General features: G+C 74.8%; 13 protein-coding genes. 10 read left to right on the forward strand and 3 right to left on the reverse strand.

Annotation, left to right across the window (positions count from 1 at the left end; all coding sequences use genetic code 11):
• The first annotated feature begins 33 nt into the window (after positions 1 to 33).
• From WMF39_RS49020 to WMF39_RS49065, 10 genes are read left to right on the forward strand one after another with little or no spacing between them, the layout of a single operon-like run.
• On the forward strand, positions 34 to 1350 hold the full coding sequence (locus WMF39_RS49020; protein WP_437743312.1) for a YcaO-like family protein: 1317 nt from the start codon (positions 34 to 36) through the stop codon (positions 1348 to 1350).
• Complete coding sequence (locus WMF39_RS49025; RefSeq protein WP_437743313.1) at positions 1328 to 2068, forward strand: hypothetical protein; 741 nt, start codon at positions 1328 to 1330, stop codon at positions 2066 to 2068. The genes WMF39_RS49020 and WMF39_RS49025 overlap by 23 nt, the downstream gene beginning before the upstream one ends.
• Positions 2065 to 3882, forward strand: a complete 1818-nt coding sequence (locus WMF39_RS49030) for a SagB family peptide dehydrogenase (protein WP_437743314.1) — start codon at positions 2065 to 2067, stop codon at positions 3880 to 3882. The genes WMF39_RS49025 and WMF39_RS49030 overlap by 4 nt, the downstream gene beginning before the upstream one ends.
• On the forward strand, positions 3869 to 4648 hold the full coding sequence (locus WMF39_RS49035) for a nitroreductase family protein (protein ID WP_437743315.1): 780 nt from the start codon (positions 3869 to 3871) through the stop codon (positions 4646 to 4648). The genes WMF39_RS49030 and WMF39_RS49035 overlap by 14 nt, the downstream gene beginning before the upstream one ends.
• Positions 4645 to 7203 carry a lantibiotic dehydratase gene (locus WMF39_RS49040; RefSeq protein WP_437743316.1) on the forward strand — a complete coding sequence of 853 codons (2559 nt, stop codon included), beginning with the start codon at positions 4645 to 4647 and terminating at the stop codon, positions 7201 to 7203. The genes WMF39_RS49035 and WMF39_RS49040 overlap by 4 nt, the downstream gene beginning before the upstream one ends.
• Complete coding sequence (locus tag WMF39_RS49045; protein WP_437743317.1) at positions 7200 to 9809, forward strand: thiopeptide-type bacteriocin biosynthesis protein; 2610 nt, start codon at positions 7200 to 7202, stop codon at positions 9807 to 9809. Before WMF39_RS49040 ends, WMF39_RS49045 begins: the two co-directional genes overlap by 4 nt.
• 56 nt (positions 9810 to 9865) lie before the next feature.
• The gene (locus WMF39_RS49050; RefSeq protein ID WP_437743318.1) at positions 9866 to 11149 is read left to right on the forward strand and encodes a YcaO-like family protein; all 1284 of its coding nucleotides are present in this window, start codon (positions 9866 to 9868) and stop codon (positions 11147 to 11149) included.
• On the forward strand, positions 11146 to 12552 hold the full coding sequence (locus tag WMF39_RS49055) for a TfuA-like protein (RefSeq protein ID WP_437743319.1): 1407 nt from the start codon (positions 11146 to 11148) through the stop codon (positions 12550 to 12552). Before WMF39_RS49050 ends, WMF39_RS49055 begins: the two co-directional genes overlap by 4 nt.
• Positions 12549 to 13511, forward strand: coding sequence for an ABC transporter ATP-binding protein (locus tag WMF39_RS49060; RefSeq protein ID WP_437743320.1), 963 nt, complete (start codon positions 12549 to 12551; stop codon positions 13509 to 13511). Before WMF39_RS49055 ends, WMF39_RS49060 begins: the two co-directional genes overlap by 4 nt.
• Positions 13508 to 14857, forward strand: a complete 1350-nt coding sequence (locus tag WMF39_RS49065; RefSeq protein ID WP_437743321.1) for an ABC transporter permease — start codon at positions 13508 to 13510, stop codon at positions 14855 to 14857. Before WMF39_RS49060 ends, WMF39_RS49065 begins: the two co-directional genes overlap by 4 nt.
• Positions 14858 to 14905: 48 nt before the next feature.
• On the opposite strand, the gene WMF39_RS49070 is transcribed toward WMF39_RS49065, so the two are convergent.
• The 3 genes from WMF39_RS49070 to WMF39_RS49080 all read right to left on the reverse strand — a co-directional run bounded on the left by WMF39_RS49070 (position 14906) and on the right by WMF39_RS49080 (position 16414).
• Entirely contained in the window at positions 14906 to 15400 is a 495-nt protein-coding gene (locus WMF39_RS49070) for an SRPBCC family protein (protein ID WP_437743322.1), read from the reverse strand.
• On the reverse strand, positions 15384 to 15716 hold the full coding sequence (locus tag WMF39_RS49075; protein ID WP_437743323.1) for an ArsR/SmtB family transcription factor: 333 nt from the start codon (positions 15714 to 15716) through the stop codon (positions 15384 to 15386). The genes WMF39_RS49070 and WMF39_RS49075 overlap by 17 nt, the downstream gene beginning before the upstream one ends.
• Positions 15717 to 15946: 230 nt before the next feature.
• Complete coding sequence (locus WMF39_RS49080; protein WP_437743324.1) at positions 15947 to 16414, reverse strand: hypothetical protein; 468 nt, start codon at positions 16412 to 16414, stop codon at positions 15947 to 15949.
• Positions 16415 to 16453: the final 39 nt, after the last annotated feature.

Consider the following 16453-nt stretch of genomic DNA (forward strand, 5'->3'; position numbering starts at 1 on the left):
GGCGCCGCCCGCCCCGCTCGAGGAGCCGCCGCCATGCCGGAGATCTCGCTCATCGATCGCCTCGCGCCGCTCATCGACGAGCGCTGCGGGATCATCCGCCGTGTCCGGCGTTTCATTTTTCCCCCCGGCTTCGAGGGGCAGATGCACGGCTTCACCGCGTTCCTCGGCAGGCCCGCGGCGCTCCACCCGGGCCCGTCGAGCGTGGGCACGAAGCTCGGGTCGCTCACCGGCTCCGGCACGGCCGTCGACGAGACCACGGCCCAGATCCGGGCCGTCTGCGAGGCCCTCGAGCGCTACTGCGGCGTCATGTACCCGACGGAGGGGGTGCTGCGCGCGACGCCGCGCTCGCTCGGCGATCGCGCGCTCGACCCCGCGCGGCTGCCGCGCTGCTCTGCGCGCGAGCGGGCCCGCGCGCCGTCGGCCTTCCACCTGCGCGAGCCCGATCCGGATCGCGACGAGCTCTGGGTGCGCGGCTTCTCGCTCACCCACGAGCGCCCGATCTGGGTGCCGCTCACGGCGACGTACATGGGGTTGCCGCTGCCGATCCGCGAGCACGCGCTCTTCCCGCTCTCGACGGGGTTCGCGGCGGGCGCGAGCTTCCGGCAGGCGATCCTCTCCGGCCTGTGCGAGGTGATCGAGCGCGACAGCCTCGCGCTGTTCTGGCTGCACCAGCTCCGGATGCCGCGCATCGCGCCCGGGAGCGCGCGGAGCCCGCTCGTCGCGGCGCTCCTCCGCAGCGCCGAGGCCGCGGGCACGGAGACGGCGCTGCTCGATCTCACGACCGACGTCGGCGTCCCCGTGATCGGCGCCGTGCAGACGTGCGCGCACAGCGCGCCGCACGCGATCGCGATGGCGGCCTGCCGCCCCGACGGTGAGGCCGCGGCGGCGCGCGTCCTCGAAGAGGTGGGGAGCCTGCGGGTGGCGCTGAGCGAGCCCGCTCCGCCGGTCACCCGGGCGTCGTTCTTCACCGACGCCGATCAGACACCCGAGTCGTTCGGGCGCCTCTACGCGGGACCCGACGGCCCGGCGCGGTTCGCGTTCGCCACCCGCGAGGCGCCGGTCGCGACCGCCTTCCCCCACCCCATCGAGGGCGACGACCCGCTCGCGGCCATCGTCGCGCGGCTCGCCGCGCTCGGCATGGAGGTGGTCGCCGTCGACGTCACGATGCCCGAGGTCCGCGACTTCGGGATCGTCGTCGTGAAGGTGATCGTGCCCGAGCTCCTGCCCATCAGCTTCACCCACCACGCGCGGTACCTCGCGCACCCTCGCCTGTACGACGCGCCGGAGAGGCTCGGGTACGGCGCTCGCAAAGAGGAGTCGATCACCGATGATCCGATCCCGTTCGCCTGAGGAGAGCCCGGCCTCGGAGCGCGCCGCCGGCGCGCCCGCGGTGCACGTCCTCCGTGACGGAGAGCTCGGCGCTCGCTGCGCGGAGCTCCTGACCGGCGCGGGGGCGCGGGTCACGACGTCGGCGCTGGGCACGGGCGCGCCGGAGGCGCTGCCCGACGCGGTGATCGTCCTCGCGACCGATCGCCCCCGGCCCGCGGCGGCGCTCGCGCTCGACGCGGCGGCGTTCGCGGCGCGCGTCGCCTGGACGTCGGGCACGCTGCTCGCGCACGAGCTCCGCATCGGGCCGTCCATCGTCCCCGGTCGCACGCCGTGCTTCGCCTGCTTCTCGCGGCGCGTGCGCTCGGTCGCGCTGGACCTCGAGGCGCACGACGCCATCGAGGCGCTCGGGGCCTCGGGCGACCTTGGCCCCTGGTTCCAGGGCGAGCTCGCGGCCGTCACCGAGCAGGCCGCGGCGCTGCTCGCCGCGGAGGCGCTCGCGCTCTCCAAGGAGCGCGGCGCGCCCGAGCCGCCCCGCGCCGGAGCTGCGCGCATGGGGCGCTTCTGGGAGTGCGACGTCACGTCGGGCGCGCTCCGCGCGCGGCGCTTCGCCCGCGTCGGGCTGTGCGGGCGGTGCGCCGCCGGCGAGCACGCGGCGGGGCGCGGGGCGTCGCTCGCGGGGTACTTCGCCGAGCACCCGCTCGCGATCGCCGGATCGTCCGGCGTGGGAGGTGACCGATGAGCCCGTCCGATGATGCCTACGAGGCCCGCGATCTCAGCCGCTTCGCCGAGCTTTACTGGGAGCTCCGCTGCCCGGAGCGCCCGCGCTTCGTCGAGGATCTCCTCCGCGTGACGCTCCCGGGCGGAGAGCTCCACGTCCTCGGCGGCGAGGCGCAGATCATCCAGGGAGCGTCGCTCCCGTGGGTGATGGAGAACCTCGTGCCGCTGCTCGACGGGACGCGCACCGTCGGCGACGTCGAGGCCGCGTTTCCGGGCGTCGTCGCCTCCGACCTGCGGGACGCGATCCACCTGATGCACATGCACGGCATGCTCGAGGAGGGCGAGGGCGCCGCGGCCGACGAGGCCGAGGAGCCGCGCCGGGCGCAGCGCGCGTTCTTCAGCAGGTATCTCCGCCGGACCGGGCGCAACCGCAGCCGGGGGGAAGCGCAGCGGGCGCTCGAAGGCGCGCGCGTGCGCGCGATGGGGGACGGCGACGCGAAGCTCGCGGGGATGCTCGTGACGATGCTCCGCGAGGCGGGCGTCGCCGACGTCCGCCTCGCCGCGAGCGCCGGGGAGCTCGCGCAGGGCGAGGTCGATCTGGCGGTGGTGATCGGCGACCAGGAGGCGCTCGAGGCGGCGGCGCGCGCGTGCATCGCGGCGCGCGTCCCGATGCTCGCGGCGAACCCCGGCACGTGGACGATCGGGCCGCTCACGATCCCCGGGGCGTCCGCGTGCCCGGCGTGCGTCCGGCTCCAGATCGGCGCCGCCGCGGCGGATCCGGCGCTCGACGACGGCGCTCTTCGCGCGCTCTGGGGGCGCGCGCTCGTGAGCCGGGTCGCGCAGCACGTGATCTTCCACGCGAGCGGCCTGCTCGCGGTGGCCCCGCTGGAGCACGTCGAGGTGTGGCGGCCCGGCGCCGGCGAGACGGCGCTCCACCCCTTCATGACCAGGCTGCCCAGCTGCCCGCTCTGCGGCGGCGACGCGCCGCCGCGGACGGCGACGCTCTCGTCCGGCCACGCGGAGAGCCTCGCGCGGATGTTCCACAACACGACGGTCGTCCAGCCGTGGCACATCGGCCAGCACGCGGGGATGCAGGCGCACATCAGCCCGGAGGTGCGGAAGCTGCAGAGCACGCCGGCCGCGCCGTCGCCGCGGCGGCCTCCGGAGGGCGCCGGCGCGACGAACGCCGCGCAGGTCGCCGCGCCGCTCGGCGGGGCGTTCGGCGCGCCGGTGGGGGCCGCGCTGTCGCGCCGGCGCGACGCGACGGGGACGCTCGACGCGGGCGCGCTCGGCGCGCTGCTCGAGCTGAGCTTCGGCGGGCGCGTCGAGCGCCGCGCCGAGGGCGAGGCGCACGTGCGTCGCACCACCGCGTCGGCCGGGAACCTCGGCTCGGCGGAGGCGTACGTCGCCGCCGCGCGGGTCCCCGGGATCGCGGCCGGCGTCCACCGGTTCGAGCTCGCCGCGCGAGCGCTCACGCCGCTCCGCGCCGGCGTGGCCGCGGGCGCCCTCGCGCGGGCCGTGCTCGCGGGCGGGAGCGCCGAGCACGCCGCGGCCGTGGAGTCCGCGGGCGCCGTGATCGTCGTCGTCGGCTCGGTCGCGCGGGCGTGCTCGAAGTACTACGCGCGCGGGTACACCTACGCGCTGCTCGACGCCGGGTTGATGGCCCACCGCGTGGAGCTCCTCGCCCAGGAGCTCGGCCTCGCGGCGACGACGGTCTGGACGTTCGACGACGAGGTCGTCGCGCGCGTGGTCGGCGTCGATGGCATCGATCTCGCACCGCATCTCCTCATCGCGCTCACGGGCGCAGCCACGGAGGCCCGCGATGTCTCTCGCTGATCACAGGATCTCGTCCACGCTCGCCGCGGCGACCCAGCCCCTGCGGGGGGTCGCCGAGCTCGTCGTCGCGAGCCGCTACCCCGAGGCGCGGCCGTCGCCGGAGCCGGCGCTCCCCGCGCCGTCGCCGCTGCCCGGGGACGCGGAGCGCGCCCTCTCGCTGCCCGCGCCGCGCGCGCTCGAGCCGGTCCAGCGCTCGCTCGCGTCGGTCATCGCCGCGCGGCGGAGCGGAAGGCTTTCGGCGGGAGCCCTCGACGCGGCGACGCTCGGGACGCTGCTCGCGACCGCCGCGGCGCGGCCGGCAGGGCTCGCGGACGCGACGCTCGATCCGCTGCTGTTTCCGGTCGTCTTCGACGTCGACGGTGTCCCGCCCGGCGCGCACCGGTACGACCGCGGCGACCACCGCCTCGCGCCGATCGGCCCGGCGCCGCGCGCGCGGATGGCCGAGACCGCGATCCTGCAGCGCGAGCACGCCATGGGCGCGGCGGTGCTCTTCCTGGTGGTCCCGATCGGGCGGTGGCTCGTGGCGTTCGGCGATCGCGGCTACCGGGGCGCGGCGTTCGCGGCGGGGTGGCTCACCGACCGCCTTTACCTCGTCGCGGAGACGCTCGGCCTCACCTACACGGCGACCGGCGGCTTCGCCCCCGCGGTCGTCGACGAGGTCCTCGGGCTCGACGGCCGCGATCATACGGCGTTCTTCGCGTTCGCCGTCGGAGGGCACCGCCAGCCGACCTCCCGAGAGGCGCCTCGCGGAGGGCAGCCGCGATGAGCCGCGGGCTCCAGATCGCGCCGTGGGGCGCGCTGCGCGTCGCGGGGATGCCGGCCGACGCGCTCGCCGGGCTCCGCCTCCGCGAGAGCCCCGCGGTCGAGCGCGAGCTCGCCGTGGCCGAGCTCGAGCTCGCGGCCGCGCGGGCGGACGCGGCGGCGCGCATGTTCGACGTCGTGCGCGGCTGCGAGGACGAGGCGCTGCGCCGCGCGGCGCTCGAGGTGAAGCGGCGGCTGTTCAACGGGAAGGCCGTGGCGGCCGGCGCGCTCGAGGGCGCGAGGACAGCGCCGCCGGAAGGGGCGCGCGCCGCGCTCGCGCTCGTCGACGCGCGCGCGGCCCGGTGCGCCGCGCTGGAGGAGCGCTACGAGGCGACGTTCACCGCGGAGTGGATCGCCGCGTCGGAGCGCTTCCGGAAGACGCTCGGGAGCTCGCGCCTGCTCGGCGGGATCCTGCTCTCGAGCGCCGACCATTATACCACGGCGCAGAAGCTCGCGGAGATCCCGAGCGGCGCGCCGCTCACCTCGGCGCAGCAGATCCGCGAGGCCACGATCGCGCGTTACGTCTTCCGCGCGACGGCGCGGACGACGCCGTTCGCGGGGTTCGCTGGCGTCGCGCTGCTCGACCTCTCCGCGTTGCCCCCAGGCGTCTGCGACGTGGCGCGCGCGCCGCGCACGCCGCGCACGCCCGAGGAGGCGCGGTGGCGCAGCCTCCCGCAGCTCGCGCTCGCGCACGCCGGGGAGCTCGTCGCGCGCGCGATGTCTTCTCAGCCGTCGGCTCACGCCCACGCACGCGCGCGCCTGCCGCTCCGGATGAACCCGCTCCGGCGCTTCGCGGCGGGCGCCGCGCCGTCGGTCGTGTTCTCGCGCGCCGGGTCGGGCGAGCTGATGTCGCTCGGGTGGACCCCCGCCGTCGCCCGCCTCGTCGAGGGCGCCGAGGGGCGCACGCTCGAGGACGCCGCCCGGGCGCTCGCGTCGGACGACGCCGACGAGCGAGCGTGCCGCGACGTCCTCGAGCAGCTCGTCGAGGCGGGCATGCTCGAGCCGGCGAGCGTCCCGATGGGGCCGACCCCTGCGGCGCTGCGCGCCGCGGCGGACGCCCTAGGCGAGATCGGGTGCGCGGGCGCGCCGGACGAGCTCCGCTCGGTCGCGCGGCGCCTCGAGGACTACGCGACCGCCGGCGTCGAGGCGCGCGCGCGCCTCGCCGCCGAGCTCGGCCGCGGCCCTGGGCGCTCGTCCATGCTCGAGGATGTCATGGTGGATGGCGCCTTCGGCGCGGAGCTCCCTGCCGCACGCGGGGCGCTCGCCGAGGCGCTCGAGCCGGTCGTGCGCCTCGTGCGCGCGAGCGCCTGCGGGGCCGCGCACCGCCGGCTCTGCGCGGCGTTCGTCGAGCGGTTCGGCCGTGACGGCGTGTGCGACGACGTCGGCGGCTTCGTGACCGAGATCCTCGAGGACCCGCGGCGCGTCGCTGTCATCCGCGGCGCGTCCGAGCCGATCCGCTGGATCGACGCGGAGCTCGGCCGCGTCGCCGCCGCGGCGACGGGCGACGTCGTGCGCCTCGATCCAGGCCTCTTCGAGGGGCTCGCCGCCCCGGACGCGCCGTCGTCGATGGCGCTCTTCCTCCAGATCGCGCCTCCCTGCCCGCGCGACGGCGGAGAGCCGCGCGTCGTGCTCAACGGCGCGCAGGCCGGGCGCGCGAAGTACCTGTCGCGCTACCTCGCGGACGCCGAGGGGCGCGCCCCCGAGGCCCTCGAGGCGATCCGCCGCCGCCTGGCGCAGGAGGACGGTCCGCTCCCCGTCGAGCTTTCGCCCACGCTCGGCCTCAACTTCCAGGTGCACCCGCGCCTCACGGAGTGGGCGCTCGAGCTCCCGTGGGAGCCGAGCGCGCCCGGCGACAAGGTCCTGCCGCTCCGCGATCTCTCCCTCCGCTTCGACGCGGCGACGGTCGAGCTCCGGCTCCGATCGCGGCGCCTCGGCCGCGAGATCGAGCCGATCCACCTCGGCTTCCTGCGGGACGCCGCGCTCCCCGATCCGCACTTCCTGCTCCGCGCGCTCTCGCCGCGGCTCCGCGACGACACGGTGGCGGAGCGGGCGGATCTCTACAACGTGCTCGATCGCCTCGATCTGGCCCGTGGCGTCGCGCTGGCCCCGCGGCGCCCGCGCCTCACGGTCGGTCGCGTCGTGGTGGAGCGCGCGCGGTGGGCGATCCCGGTGAGCGCGATCCCGCGCAAGGAGCCGAAGCAGCCGTACGCGTCGTACTTCCGCGCGATCGCGCGCCTGCGGCGCGAGCTCGATCTCCCGAGCCGGGGGTTCGCCCGGTACGTCGGGCGGGAGGTGGCCGGCTACGGCTTCACCGAGACGAACATGTACGTCGACTGGGAGAGCCCGTTCACGCTGATCGGGCTGGCTCGCCTGCTCGGCGGTCCCGGCGACGTGAGGAGCGGGTACCTCGTCTTCACCGAGCTCCTGCCGGAGCCCGAGGCGTCGTGGCTGCGCCTCGACGGGAGGCCGCACGCGGCGGAGCTGCTTGTCGAGATCGACGGCGAGAGGAGCGCGCGATGAGCTGGATCTACCGGAAGCTGTTCCACGATCGGGGCCTCGAGGGCGAGGGGACGGACGCGCTCCTCCTCGGGCTGATCGATCCGCTCGTGTCCGAGCTCGAGCAGCGCGGCGCGATCGATCGGTTCTTCTTCCTCCGGTACGCCGAGGGAGGCGACCACCTGCGGCTGCGCGTGCGCGTGGCGCCCGGGCACGACCCCGTCGACGAGGCGGCGCGCGTGGACGCCGCGGCGGCGTGCTGCACCGCCGTGTCGCGCACGGAGGCCGCCGCGTACGAGCCGGAGCTCGAGAAGCACGGAGGGCCCGCGGGGATGGAGATCGCGGAGCGGCAGTTCTTCGCGTCGAGCAGGTTCGCGCTCGGCTGCATCCGGAAGACGGCGGGGCGACCGCGGGCGCGCGCCCTCGTCGCGGCGTGCGCGCTCGACGCGCTGCTCGCGCGCGCGGGCGTCGCGGGCGACGCGCGGCGGTCGTTCCTCGCGGGGTACGCGCGGCACTGGCGCACGTTCGCCCGCGCGATCTCGGGCATGGAGCTCGTCTGCGCAGCGCCGGACGACGAGTCGGTGGCGCTGGTGCGCGCGCTCGTGCGGGGAGAGGGGCTCGCCGCGCTCGGCGAGCTCGTCGACGGCGAGCGCGCGCTCCTCGCCGCGTTCGACGCCGATCTGCCCGAGCTCGCCGAGGCGTCGCGGCGCGGAGCCCTCGGCGTGCCGCTGGCGACGGTCGTGCTCAACCTCGCCCACACGTTCCATAACCGCCTCGGGCTCACGCTCGCCTTCGAGGTGTGGGTGGCCGACGCGCTCGCCGAGGCAGGCGCCCCGCACGAGCCGCCGCGGGCTCGCCCGCCGGGCGTCTCGCCGGGCGAGGCGTGGCAGCGCCTCGCCCGCGCGGCCGAGCAGCGCCGGCCCGTCACCGCGCTCCTCGACCCCTGCGAAGGCGCCGCGCTCGACGCGCTCCGCGACGCGGCCCGCCGCGACGGCCTCCGGTTCATCGCGCCCGCCGCGCCCGCCGGCGGGATGTCCGCGCCCTTCGCGCTGCTGCGCGCCCTCGCGGACGCCCACCCGGCGGGCGGCGCGCTCCTCGCTGCCCTCGGCCGCATCGAGGCCGCGCACGACGCGCCGGAGTGCCCGCTGCCGCCCGACCCGGCTTCCGTGGCCGAGGCGCTCCGGGTCTTCCTCGCGGAGCACACGCTCGAGCCCACGGTGCTCGTCCTCCGCGACGTCGACGGCGCCGACGCCGACACGCAGCACGCCGTCGCGTTCCTCGCGCGCGCCCTGGAGACGGAGCCGCTCGCCCTCGTCATCGCCGCGAGCGGGCGCCCGAGCCCCGGGTGGGCCGCGATCGTGGCCGAGATCGAGGAGGGGCCGGGGCTCCTCCGCGTCGCGCCCCCGCCCGCGCCCGGAGGCGAAGCGGCCGCCCCCGCGGCGACGCCGGGGCCTGCGACGGTCGCGCGGGGCGAAGCGTTCTGCCGCGCCGGCGCGCTGCACGAGGCCGCCGCGATCCTCGGCGACGCCCTGGCGTCGCCCGGCCTCTCGCCCGCGGCGCGGGCCGACGCGCTCGTGGCGCTCGCGAGGACGATGCTCCGCATGTCGCGCCCCGCCCTCGCGCGGCAGGCGGCGGAGGCGGCGCTCCGCCTCGGCCTCCCGGAGCGCCGCCGCGCGCTCGCGCGGCGCGTCCTCCTCGCCGCGCTCCACAACCTGGGCGAGACCGCCGCGCTCGACGCGCTCCGGGACGAGGTCGCTCCGCAGCGCTTTGCGCCCGGCGTGTCCGCCGCGGAGCGCTGCTGGGCGGAGCTCGACGCCGCGCTCGCGTGCGCCACCGACGAGCGCCGCGCCGAGCACGAGGCGCGGCTCGACGCCCTGCTCGCCGCGCCGCGCTGCGACGCACCGCTGCAGTGCCTCGCCGCCGCGCACGCGTGGCGCGGCGCCGCGCACGCGGCCAGCGGCGAGCACGAGCGCGGCCTCGCGCACCAGCGCCGGGCGCTCGCCTTCGCCGAGGAGCTCGCCGATTTTCGCCGCGCCCTCATGGTGCGCGTGCGCCTCGCGAGCAGCGTCGCGGCCGCGGGCGAGCTCGCCGAAGCGGCGGCGCTCTTCGAGATCGCGGCCTGCCACGCGGCGTGGATCGGCCTCTTCGACCTCGCCTCGCTCGCCGCGCAGAACGCGATCTCGCTCGGTCTCGCGCGCCGCGACGCGGCCCCGGTCCGCGCGTGGCTCGACGGCGCGCGGCCCGCGCGCGCCCGCGTGTGGCGCTCGCCCTACGGCGAGCTCGCCGTGCTCTACGCGCGCGCCGAGTCGTCCCTCGCGCGGGGGGAGGCCGGCGCGGCGGGGGCGCACCTCGATCGGCTGCGCGCGCGTCTCGCCGCGCTCGGGGGCGCCGCCCCGCGGAGCGCGCCCCTGCTCGCGCTCGCCGCGGCGCACCTCGAGGCCGACGTCGCCGCCTCGGCGGGGGACGACGCCGGCAGGGCCGCCGCGCTCGCGCGCGCCGCGGAGCTCACCCCGGGCGTGCCGCCGGAGGAGCGGCGGCTCGTCACGGCCATCGCCCGCGCGCGGCGCGACGCCTGCCGCGGCGACGGCCGCCGCGACAGGCCGGTGGTCCTCGGTTTGCAGAGCACTTGAACGGAGAACGAACTCGAGCCGCGCCCGCCATGGGCGCAGAGCGAAGGAGAAGCATCGTGGAGACTCAGACCAAGCTTCCGCCCATGCCGGGGCTCTCGGGCCCCGAGAAGAAGCGCTTCATGAACGGCACCCACCGCGCGGCCTCGCCCGAGGAGACCTTGGATCGGATCAAGGGCTTCATGCCGGCGATGGGGATCACGCGGATCGCCAACGTCACGGGGCTCGACGCGATCGGGATACCGGTCGTCGTCGTCTGCCGCCCCAACTCGCGCTCTCTCTCGGTCAGCCAGGGAAAGGGGCTGACGCTCGCGGCGGCGAAGGTCTCGGGGCTGATGGAGTCGATCGAGGCCTATCACGGCGAGAACATCGTCCGGCCGCTGCTCCTCGGCTCCTCTCGCGAGCTCCGGCGCTCCCACGCGATAGCCGACGTCTCCGCGCTGCCGCGGACCTCGAGCGTGCCGCTCGACGAGGACACCCCGCTCCTGTGGGCCGAGGGCTACGACCTCATGCGCGGCGCCCCCGTGTGGGTCCCCTACGAGCTCGTGCACGTCAACGCCACCGCGACGGGCCGCGTCAACGCGGGTATCTTCTGCTGCTCGACCAACGGGCTCTCGTCGGGGAACGGGCTCCTCGAGGCGGTGAGCTACGGTATCTGCGAGGTGGTCGAGCGCGACGCCACGGCCGTCTGGGGGGCCCTCACCGACGAGGAGCGGGACGCGAGGCGGCTCGATCTCGACAGCATCGATGATCCCGGCTGCCGCGAGGTGCTCGCGAAATTCTCGGCCGCCGGGATCGCCGTCGGCGCGTGGGAGACCACCTCCGACGTCGGTATCCCCTCGTACGAGTGCCTGATCGCCGAGCGGACGGAGGACGCCGTCCGGGCGCTCCACGGCTCCGGCGGGCAAGGCTGCCATCCGTCGCGCGCCGTGGCGCTGCTGCGCGCCCTCACCGAGGCCGCGCAGACCCGGCTCACGGTCATCTCGGGCGCGCGCGACGACCTCCTCCGGAGCGAGTACGACCGCCACCGGAGCCCCGATCAGGTCCGGCACGTCCGCCGGCTGCTGACGGCGCGCGGAGAGCGCCCGTTCTCCGCGGGGCCGACGTTCGCGGGCGACACGTTCGAGGACGACGTCGCCTGGCAGCTCGAGCGGCTGCGCGCGGTCGGGATCGACAGCGTCGTCGCCTTCGATCTCACGAAGCCGGAGTTCGGCATCCCCGTCGTCAAGATCGTGATTCCCGGGCTCGAAGGGATCCACTCGTTCCCCAACTACATCCCTGGCCGCCGGTTCCGCCGAGCGCTCGAGCGCCGGAGCGCGGCGGGCCTGAAGGAGATCGTATGAGCATCATCGTCTTTGTCGGTCCGACCCTCTCGCTCGAGGCCGCGCGGGCGGAGCTCGACGCCCTCTATCTGCCCCCGGTCTCGCAGGGCGACGTCTACCGGGCATGCGCGAAGCGCCCGAGCGCCATCGCGATCATCGACGGCTACTTCGAGCGGGTCCCGGCGGTCTGGCACAAGGAGATCCTCTTCGCGATGGCGCAGGGCATCCACGTCTTCGGGAGCTCCAGCATGGGGGCGCTGCGCGCCGCCGAGCTCTCCGCCTTCGGCATGGAAGGCGTGGGCGCCATCTTCGAGGGATACCGCGACGGCCTCATCGAGGATGACGACGAGGTGGCCGTCGTCCACGGCCCCGCGGACAGCGGCTTTCGCGCCGGCTCCGAGGCGATGGTCAATATCCGCAGGACGTTCGACGCCGCGGCGGCCGCGGGCGTGATCACCGCGGCCACGCGCGACGCGCTCACGGCGGTCGCAAAGTCTCTTTACTATCCCGACCGCGTCTATCCCGTGATCCTCGACGCCGCGTCCCGCCACGGCGTCCCGCAAAGCGAGCTCGCGTCGCTGCGCGACTTCCTCCCGAAGGGGCGCGTCCACCAGAAGCGCGACGACGCGATCGCGCTGCTCCGGCACCTCCGCGCGCGCGCCGAGGCGGGCTTCTCGCTGAAGACCGTCACGTACAGGTTCGAGGTCACCGAGTTCTGGTGCCGCGCCGAGCAGGCCGCCGGCGAGATGGTCGCCGCGGAGCGCCCGAGCGCCGGCGACCCGTCGCCGTACGAGACGGTCGCCCTCGACGGCATCCTGGACGAGCTCCGGCTCGACGCGGCGGCTTACGGCCGGGCGAAGCGCGGGGCCATGCTCCGGTACCTCGCGCTGCAGGAGGCCGAGCGGCGCGGCCTCACCGTGGACAACGCCGCGCTGGAGCGGACGTCCGACGCCTTCCGCCGCGAGCGGCGGCTCTACGAGCCGGACGACGTGAAGGCGTGGATGGGTCGGTTCAGCGTCGGCTGGGGCGAGCTGACGCGGCTGCTCCGCGACGAGGCGCTCATCGGCTGGGTCGAGAAGGCGACCGACGAGGTGGCGCAAGGCCACGTCCGCGACCACCTCTCGGTCTCCGGCGAGTACGCGGAGCTGCTCTCTCGGGCCCGCGACAAGCAGCAGCGCCTCGCCGAGCTCGGCCTGTCGAACCCCGCCTTCTCCGACGCGGGGATGGCCGAAGGCGACCTGATCCGATGGTATTTCGAGCGATGCCTGGGCGCGCCCGTGCCGCCCGATCCGGCGAGCGCGCTGCGCTCCGCCGGCTTCGCCGACGCGGACGAGTTCAAGCGCGTTGCGCTGCGCGAGGTGTGTTATCGCCGCGCCGCGCACGGCGACCGGGCCGCGAGCGCCTCGGCCCCGGAGCGCCGATGACGCCCGCGATCTCGCTCCGCGGGGCGACGAAGGTCTTCGCGTCGCGCCGGGCCGTCGACGCCGTGTCGTTCGAGGTGCGGCGCGGCGGCGCCACCGCGCTCCTCGGCCGGAACGGCGCTGGGAAGACGACGACGATGCGCCTCGTGACAGGCATCCTCCTCCCCGACGAGGGCGCGGTCGAGGTGCTCGGGGGCAGGAGCGACAGCATCGCGATCCGCGATCGCGTCGGGTACCTCCCGGAGGAGCGAGGCCTGTACAAGCAGATGCCGGTCGCCGAGCACCTGGCCTTCCTCGGCGAGCTCAAGGGCGTCCGCCCGCGCCGCGCGCGCGAGAGCGCCGCGCGGCTCCTCCGGTCGCTCGAGCTCGGGCACGTCGCGCGCGCTCGGATCGAGACGCTGTCGAAGGGCAACCAGCAGAAGGTGCAGCTCTGCGGCGCGCTCGTCCACGACCCGGAGATCCTCGTCCTCGACGAGCCGATGTCGGGCCTCGATCCCGTCAACGCCGTGCTCGTGAAGCGGCTCTTCGGGGAGCTCCGCGCCGCCGGAAAGACCCTCTTGCTCTCGACCCACGTCATGCCGCTCGCCGAGAGCCTGGCCGACCACGTGGTCGTCGTCGATCGGGGGCGCGTCGTCCTTTCGGGGCCCGTCGGCGAGGTGAAGGCGTCCTTCGCCGGCAACACAGCGCGGATCGAGTTCGACGGCGACGGGACCTTCCTCCTCGGCGTCGACGGCGTGGTGAGCGCGCGGATCGAGCCGGGCGTGGCGGAGCTCGTGCTGCGCGACGCCGGCGACGCGCAGCGGGCGCTCTCGGCGGCGCTCTCGCGCCTCCAGGTGCGGCGGTTCGAGGTCTCGTCGCCGTCGCTCGGCGAGATCTTCTCTCGCGTCGTCGGCGAGGGCGCCCCGCCGCCGCTCGCCCACAGGCCGCGCGCGGGCCGGGGCGCGGCGCTGGAGGCGTCGTGAGCCGCATCCTCGTCGTGCTGAAGCGTGAGTACGTCGCCTCGGTGAAGACCGCGTCCTTCGTCCTCACGACGCTCCTCCTGCCGGTCCTCTTCGCGGCGGTGGGCCTGCTCCCTGCGCTCATCGTCGCCGTCGGCGCCGGCGACCGCTCGGTCGTCGTGGTCGACGGGACAGGCCGGCTCCGCGGGGTCGTGGAGGCCGCCTCCGCGGGCCTCGCCGAGCAGGCGTCGGCGCGCTCCTCCGCGAGGTCGCTCGGCGCCGCGATGGGCAGCGCTGTGCTCCCGAGGGCCGCCCGGCTGCGGCTCACCTACGTGGCCCCCGGGGACGCCGCTGCCACGAGCGCGGCCGTCGCGGCGCTGCTCGACGGCGCGAGGGCGGGCGTCGAGACGGGAGGGCGCGGCGTGGACGGTGTGGTGGTGCTCCCGCCCGCGATGCTCGAGGACCCCGGCGCGCGGGGCGCGCTGTACGCGAGGGGCGCCGACCTCGAAGCCGTCGAGCACGCCGCGGCCGTGGTGGCGCGCGGCGTCGCCGTGGCGCGGTGGACGGCGCGCGGCCGCGACGCCGCCGAGATCGAGGGCCTCCTGTCGCCCCCTGCGTTCGATCCGGCGCCTCTCTCCTCGAGCGGCCCCGGGGGCCCCGGCGGCGACCTCGACCTGCTCGTCGCCTTCGGCTTCGGCGGCCTGCTCTTCGTCGCGATCCTCTTGAATGGTCGCGAGATCTTGCGCCGCATCGTGCAGGAGAAGTCGGACAGGATCATGGAGATCCTCCTCTCCTCGGTGACGCCGTTCGAGCTCCTGTCCGGGAGGATCCTCGGCCTCGCCGCCGCCGGCCTCACGCAGATCCTCGTGTGGCTCGGGATGGCGGCTGTCGCGGGCGTCGCGATAGGCGCGCTGGGAGGGCCGCGCCTCATCGACGCCGAGACCCTGCTTCGTCCCATGGTCGCCGTGTACTTCGTCGTGTTCTTTCTGCTGGGATACCTCGTGAACGTGGCTGTCTATGCCGTCGGGGGCGCGGCCGCGAGCTCCGAGAAGGCCGCGCAGCAGCTGATGAGCCCGATCTCGATGGCGCTCTCCGCGCCGCCGTTCTTCCTCGTGATCATCGCCGGTCACCCTGGCTCGACGCTCGCCGTCGTGCTCTCGATGATCCCGATCTACGCCCCGATGGTGATGTTCGTCCGGGTCCTCGTCTCCGACCCGCCGCTCTGGCAGATCCTCGTCGCCATCGGTGGCACCGGCGCGACCGTGCTGCTCTTCGTCTGGGTCGCTGCCAAGATCTTCCGGACAGGCGTCCTCTCCCATGGAGCGACGCCGACCCTCCGCGAGCTCTGGCGCTGGGCCCGCGCCAGGTGACGCCGGCCGACGGCGCGATCGGCCGTCCGGACGCGCGGCGCAGCGCTTTCAAGCCGCCGACAGCGTCTTGCCTGTCTCGAGCAGCGTCTTCAGATCGCTCAGGATATAGCTCCAGCCACCGCCGGCTTCCTTGATCGCGCCCGAGGTGATGGCGGCTGTCTTGGGCGCGTCGCCGACCTCGTGGGTCACGGTCAGCGACGTGATGCCGTAGGGGCTCACCTCGATCTCCCAGGTAAGTCGCCTGAAGCCTTCCTCCTTCATCTCGGGATCCCAGAGGATGCGCCACGTCTGAACGAGCTTTCGCGGGGGATCGGCCTCGATGACCTCTCCATCGATGATCACGTTGGGGCCGCCGTGCTGGGCCATCTCCGCGTTCGCGAACGCCTGGTATTTGCCGCCGGGGCGCAGATCGTACTCCGCGCGGGCGCAGTAACCGTACCTCTCGATCCACTCGGGCTTCGTGATCGCATCCCAGACGGCCTCGGGCGTCGCCTTGATGTGGACTCGGTAAACGTGGACCGGCTTCTCACTCTTCGTCGTCATTGTTCTTCTCCAGTTGTCTCTTCAGATCAACGAGCGCCGAAATGCGCCCCTCGGTGTACTTGTCGATCCAACGATCGTGGATCTGGCGAATGGGGACCGGGTTCAGGTAGTGGAGCTTCTTCCGGCCCGATCGAACCGTGACGACGAGCCCCGCGGCTTCGAGCACCCGAAGGTGCTTCATCACGCCGAACCGCGACATCTCGAGCTCGGACTCGAGCTCCGTGAGCGTGAGGCCGTCACGCGCGAAGAGCCGGTCGAGGAGGGAGCGCCGGGTGGGATCGGCCAGCGCCTTGAAGACGCGATCGTCGTCCGTCACCTCCTTGATATGTTACCAAATGGTCACCTGTCAAGGTCCGGGATGCTCGGCCGGCGCGGGTCCGGGCGCGGGCCGCTGCAGGTGTTCGGATGTAGGATGCGAGGAGCCGCGACAGCTTGACGCTCGCGCTCGACGACCGAAGGCATGGGCGCGAGGGGATGCGGTGACCCGGCTGACGTCGGCTGTGCAGCCAGATCGAGAGCGGTCGGTAAGCGGGGCGAGGGGCGACCTCAGAAGCCTTCGCCGTTTTCGAGGATCGACGGGCAGATCGCGCGGACGCCCGCGCACTCCGCAGGAGGCTGCAAGAGGTCGAGGCTGGAGCCGCACGAGAGCGCCTTGAGGGTGTCGGCCATGGCGATCAGGCAGGTCTTGGCCTCCGCGACCGTGACGGCGCACCCCTCGAAGTCGTACGTGAAGCACCTGGTCGACGTCAGAGGTTCATTTGCAGAGATGAGGCACGCCCGCCAGATGGCCACGCAGTCCTCTATCTCAGAGGAGTTGAGCAGTCCGACGAGATCGCACTGGTCTGCTTTCGCGAGCTTCATCGGCTGTTCGAGATCGTCGCACACCTGACTGGCCTCTTCGGCCGTCAGCTCGCCGAGCTGCCGGTTCTCGTCGAGGGCGATCGCGGTCTCGCCCCCATCGCCACCGCACGCCGCGAGCGCGAGCCCAGCCGCCAGGACCTCGAGAAGCGTCATCCGTCTCATTCGAGCTCTCCTTGACGAGGAAGGTGCGTT

This window comes from Sorangium sp. So ce1504, assembly GCF_051521635.1.
Taxonomy (GTDB): Bacteria; Myxococcota_A; Polyangia; order Polyangiales; family Polyangiaceae; genus Sorangium; species Sorangium cellulosum_B.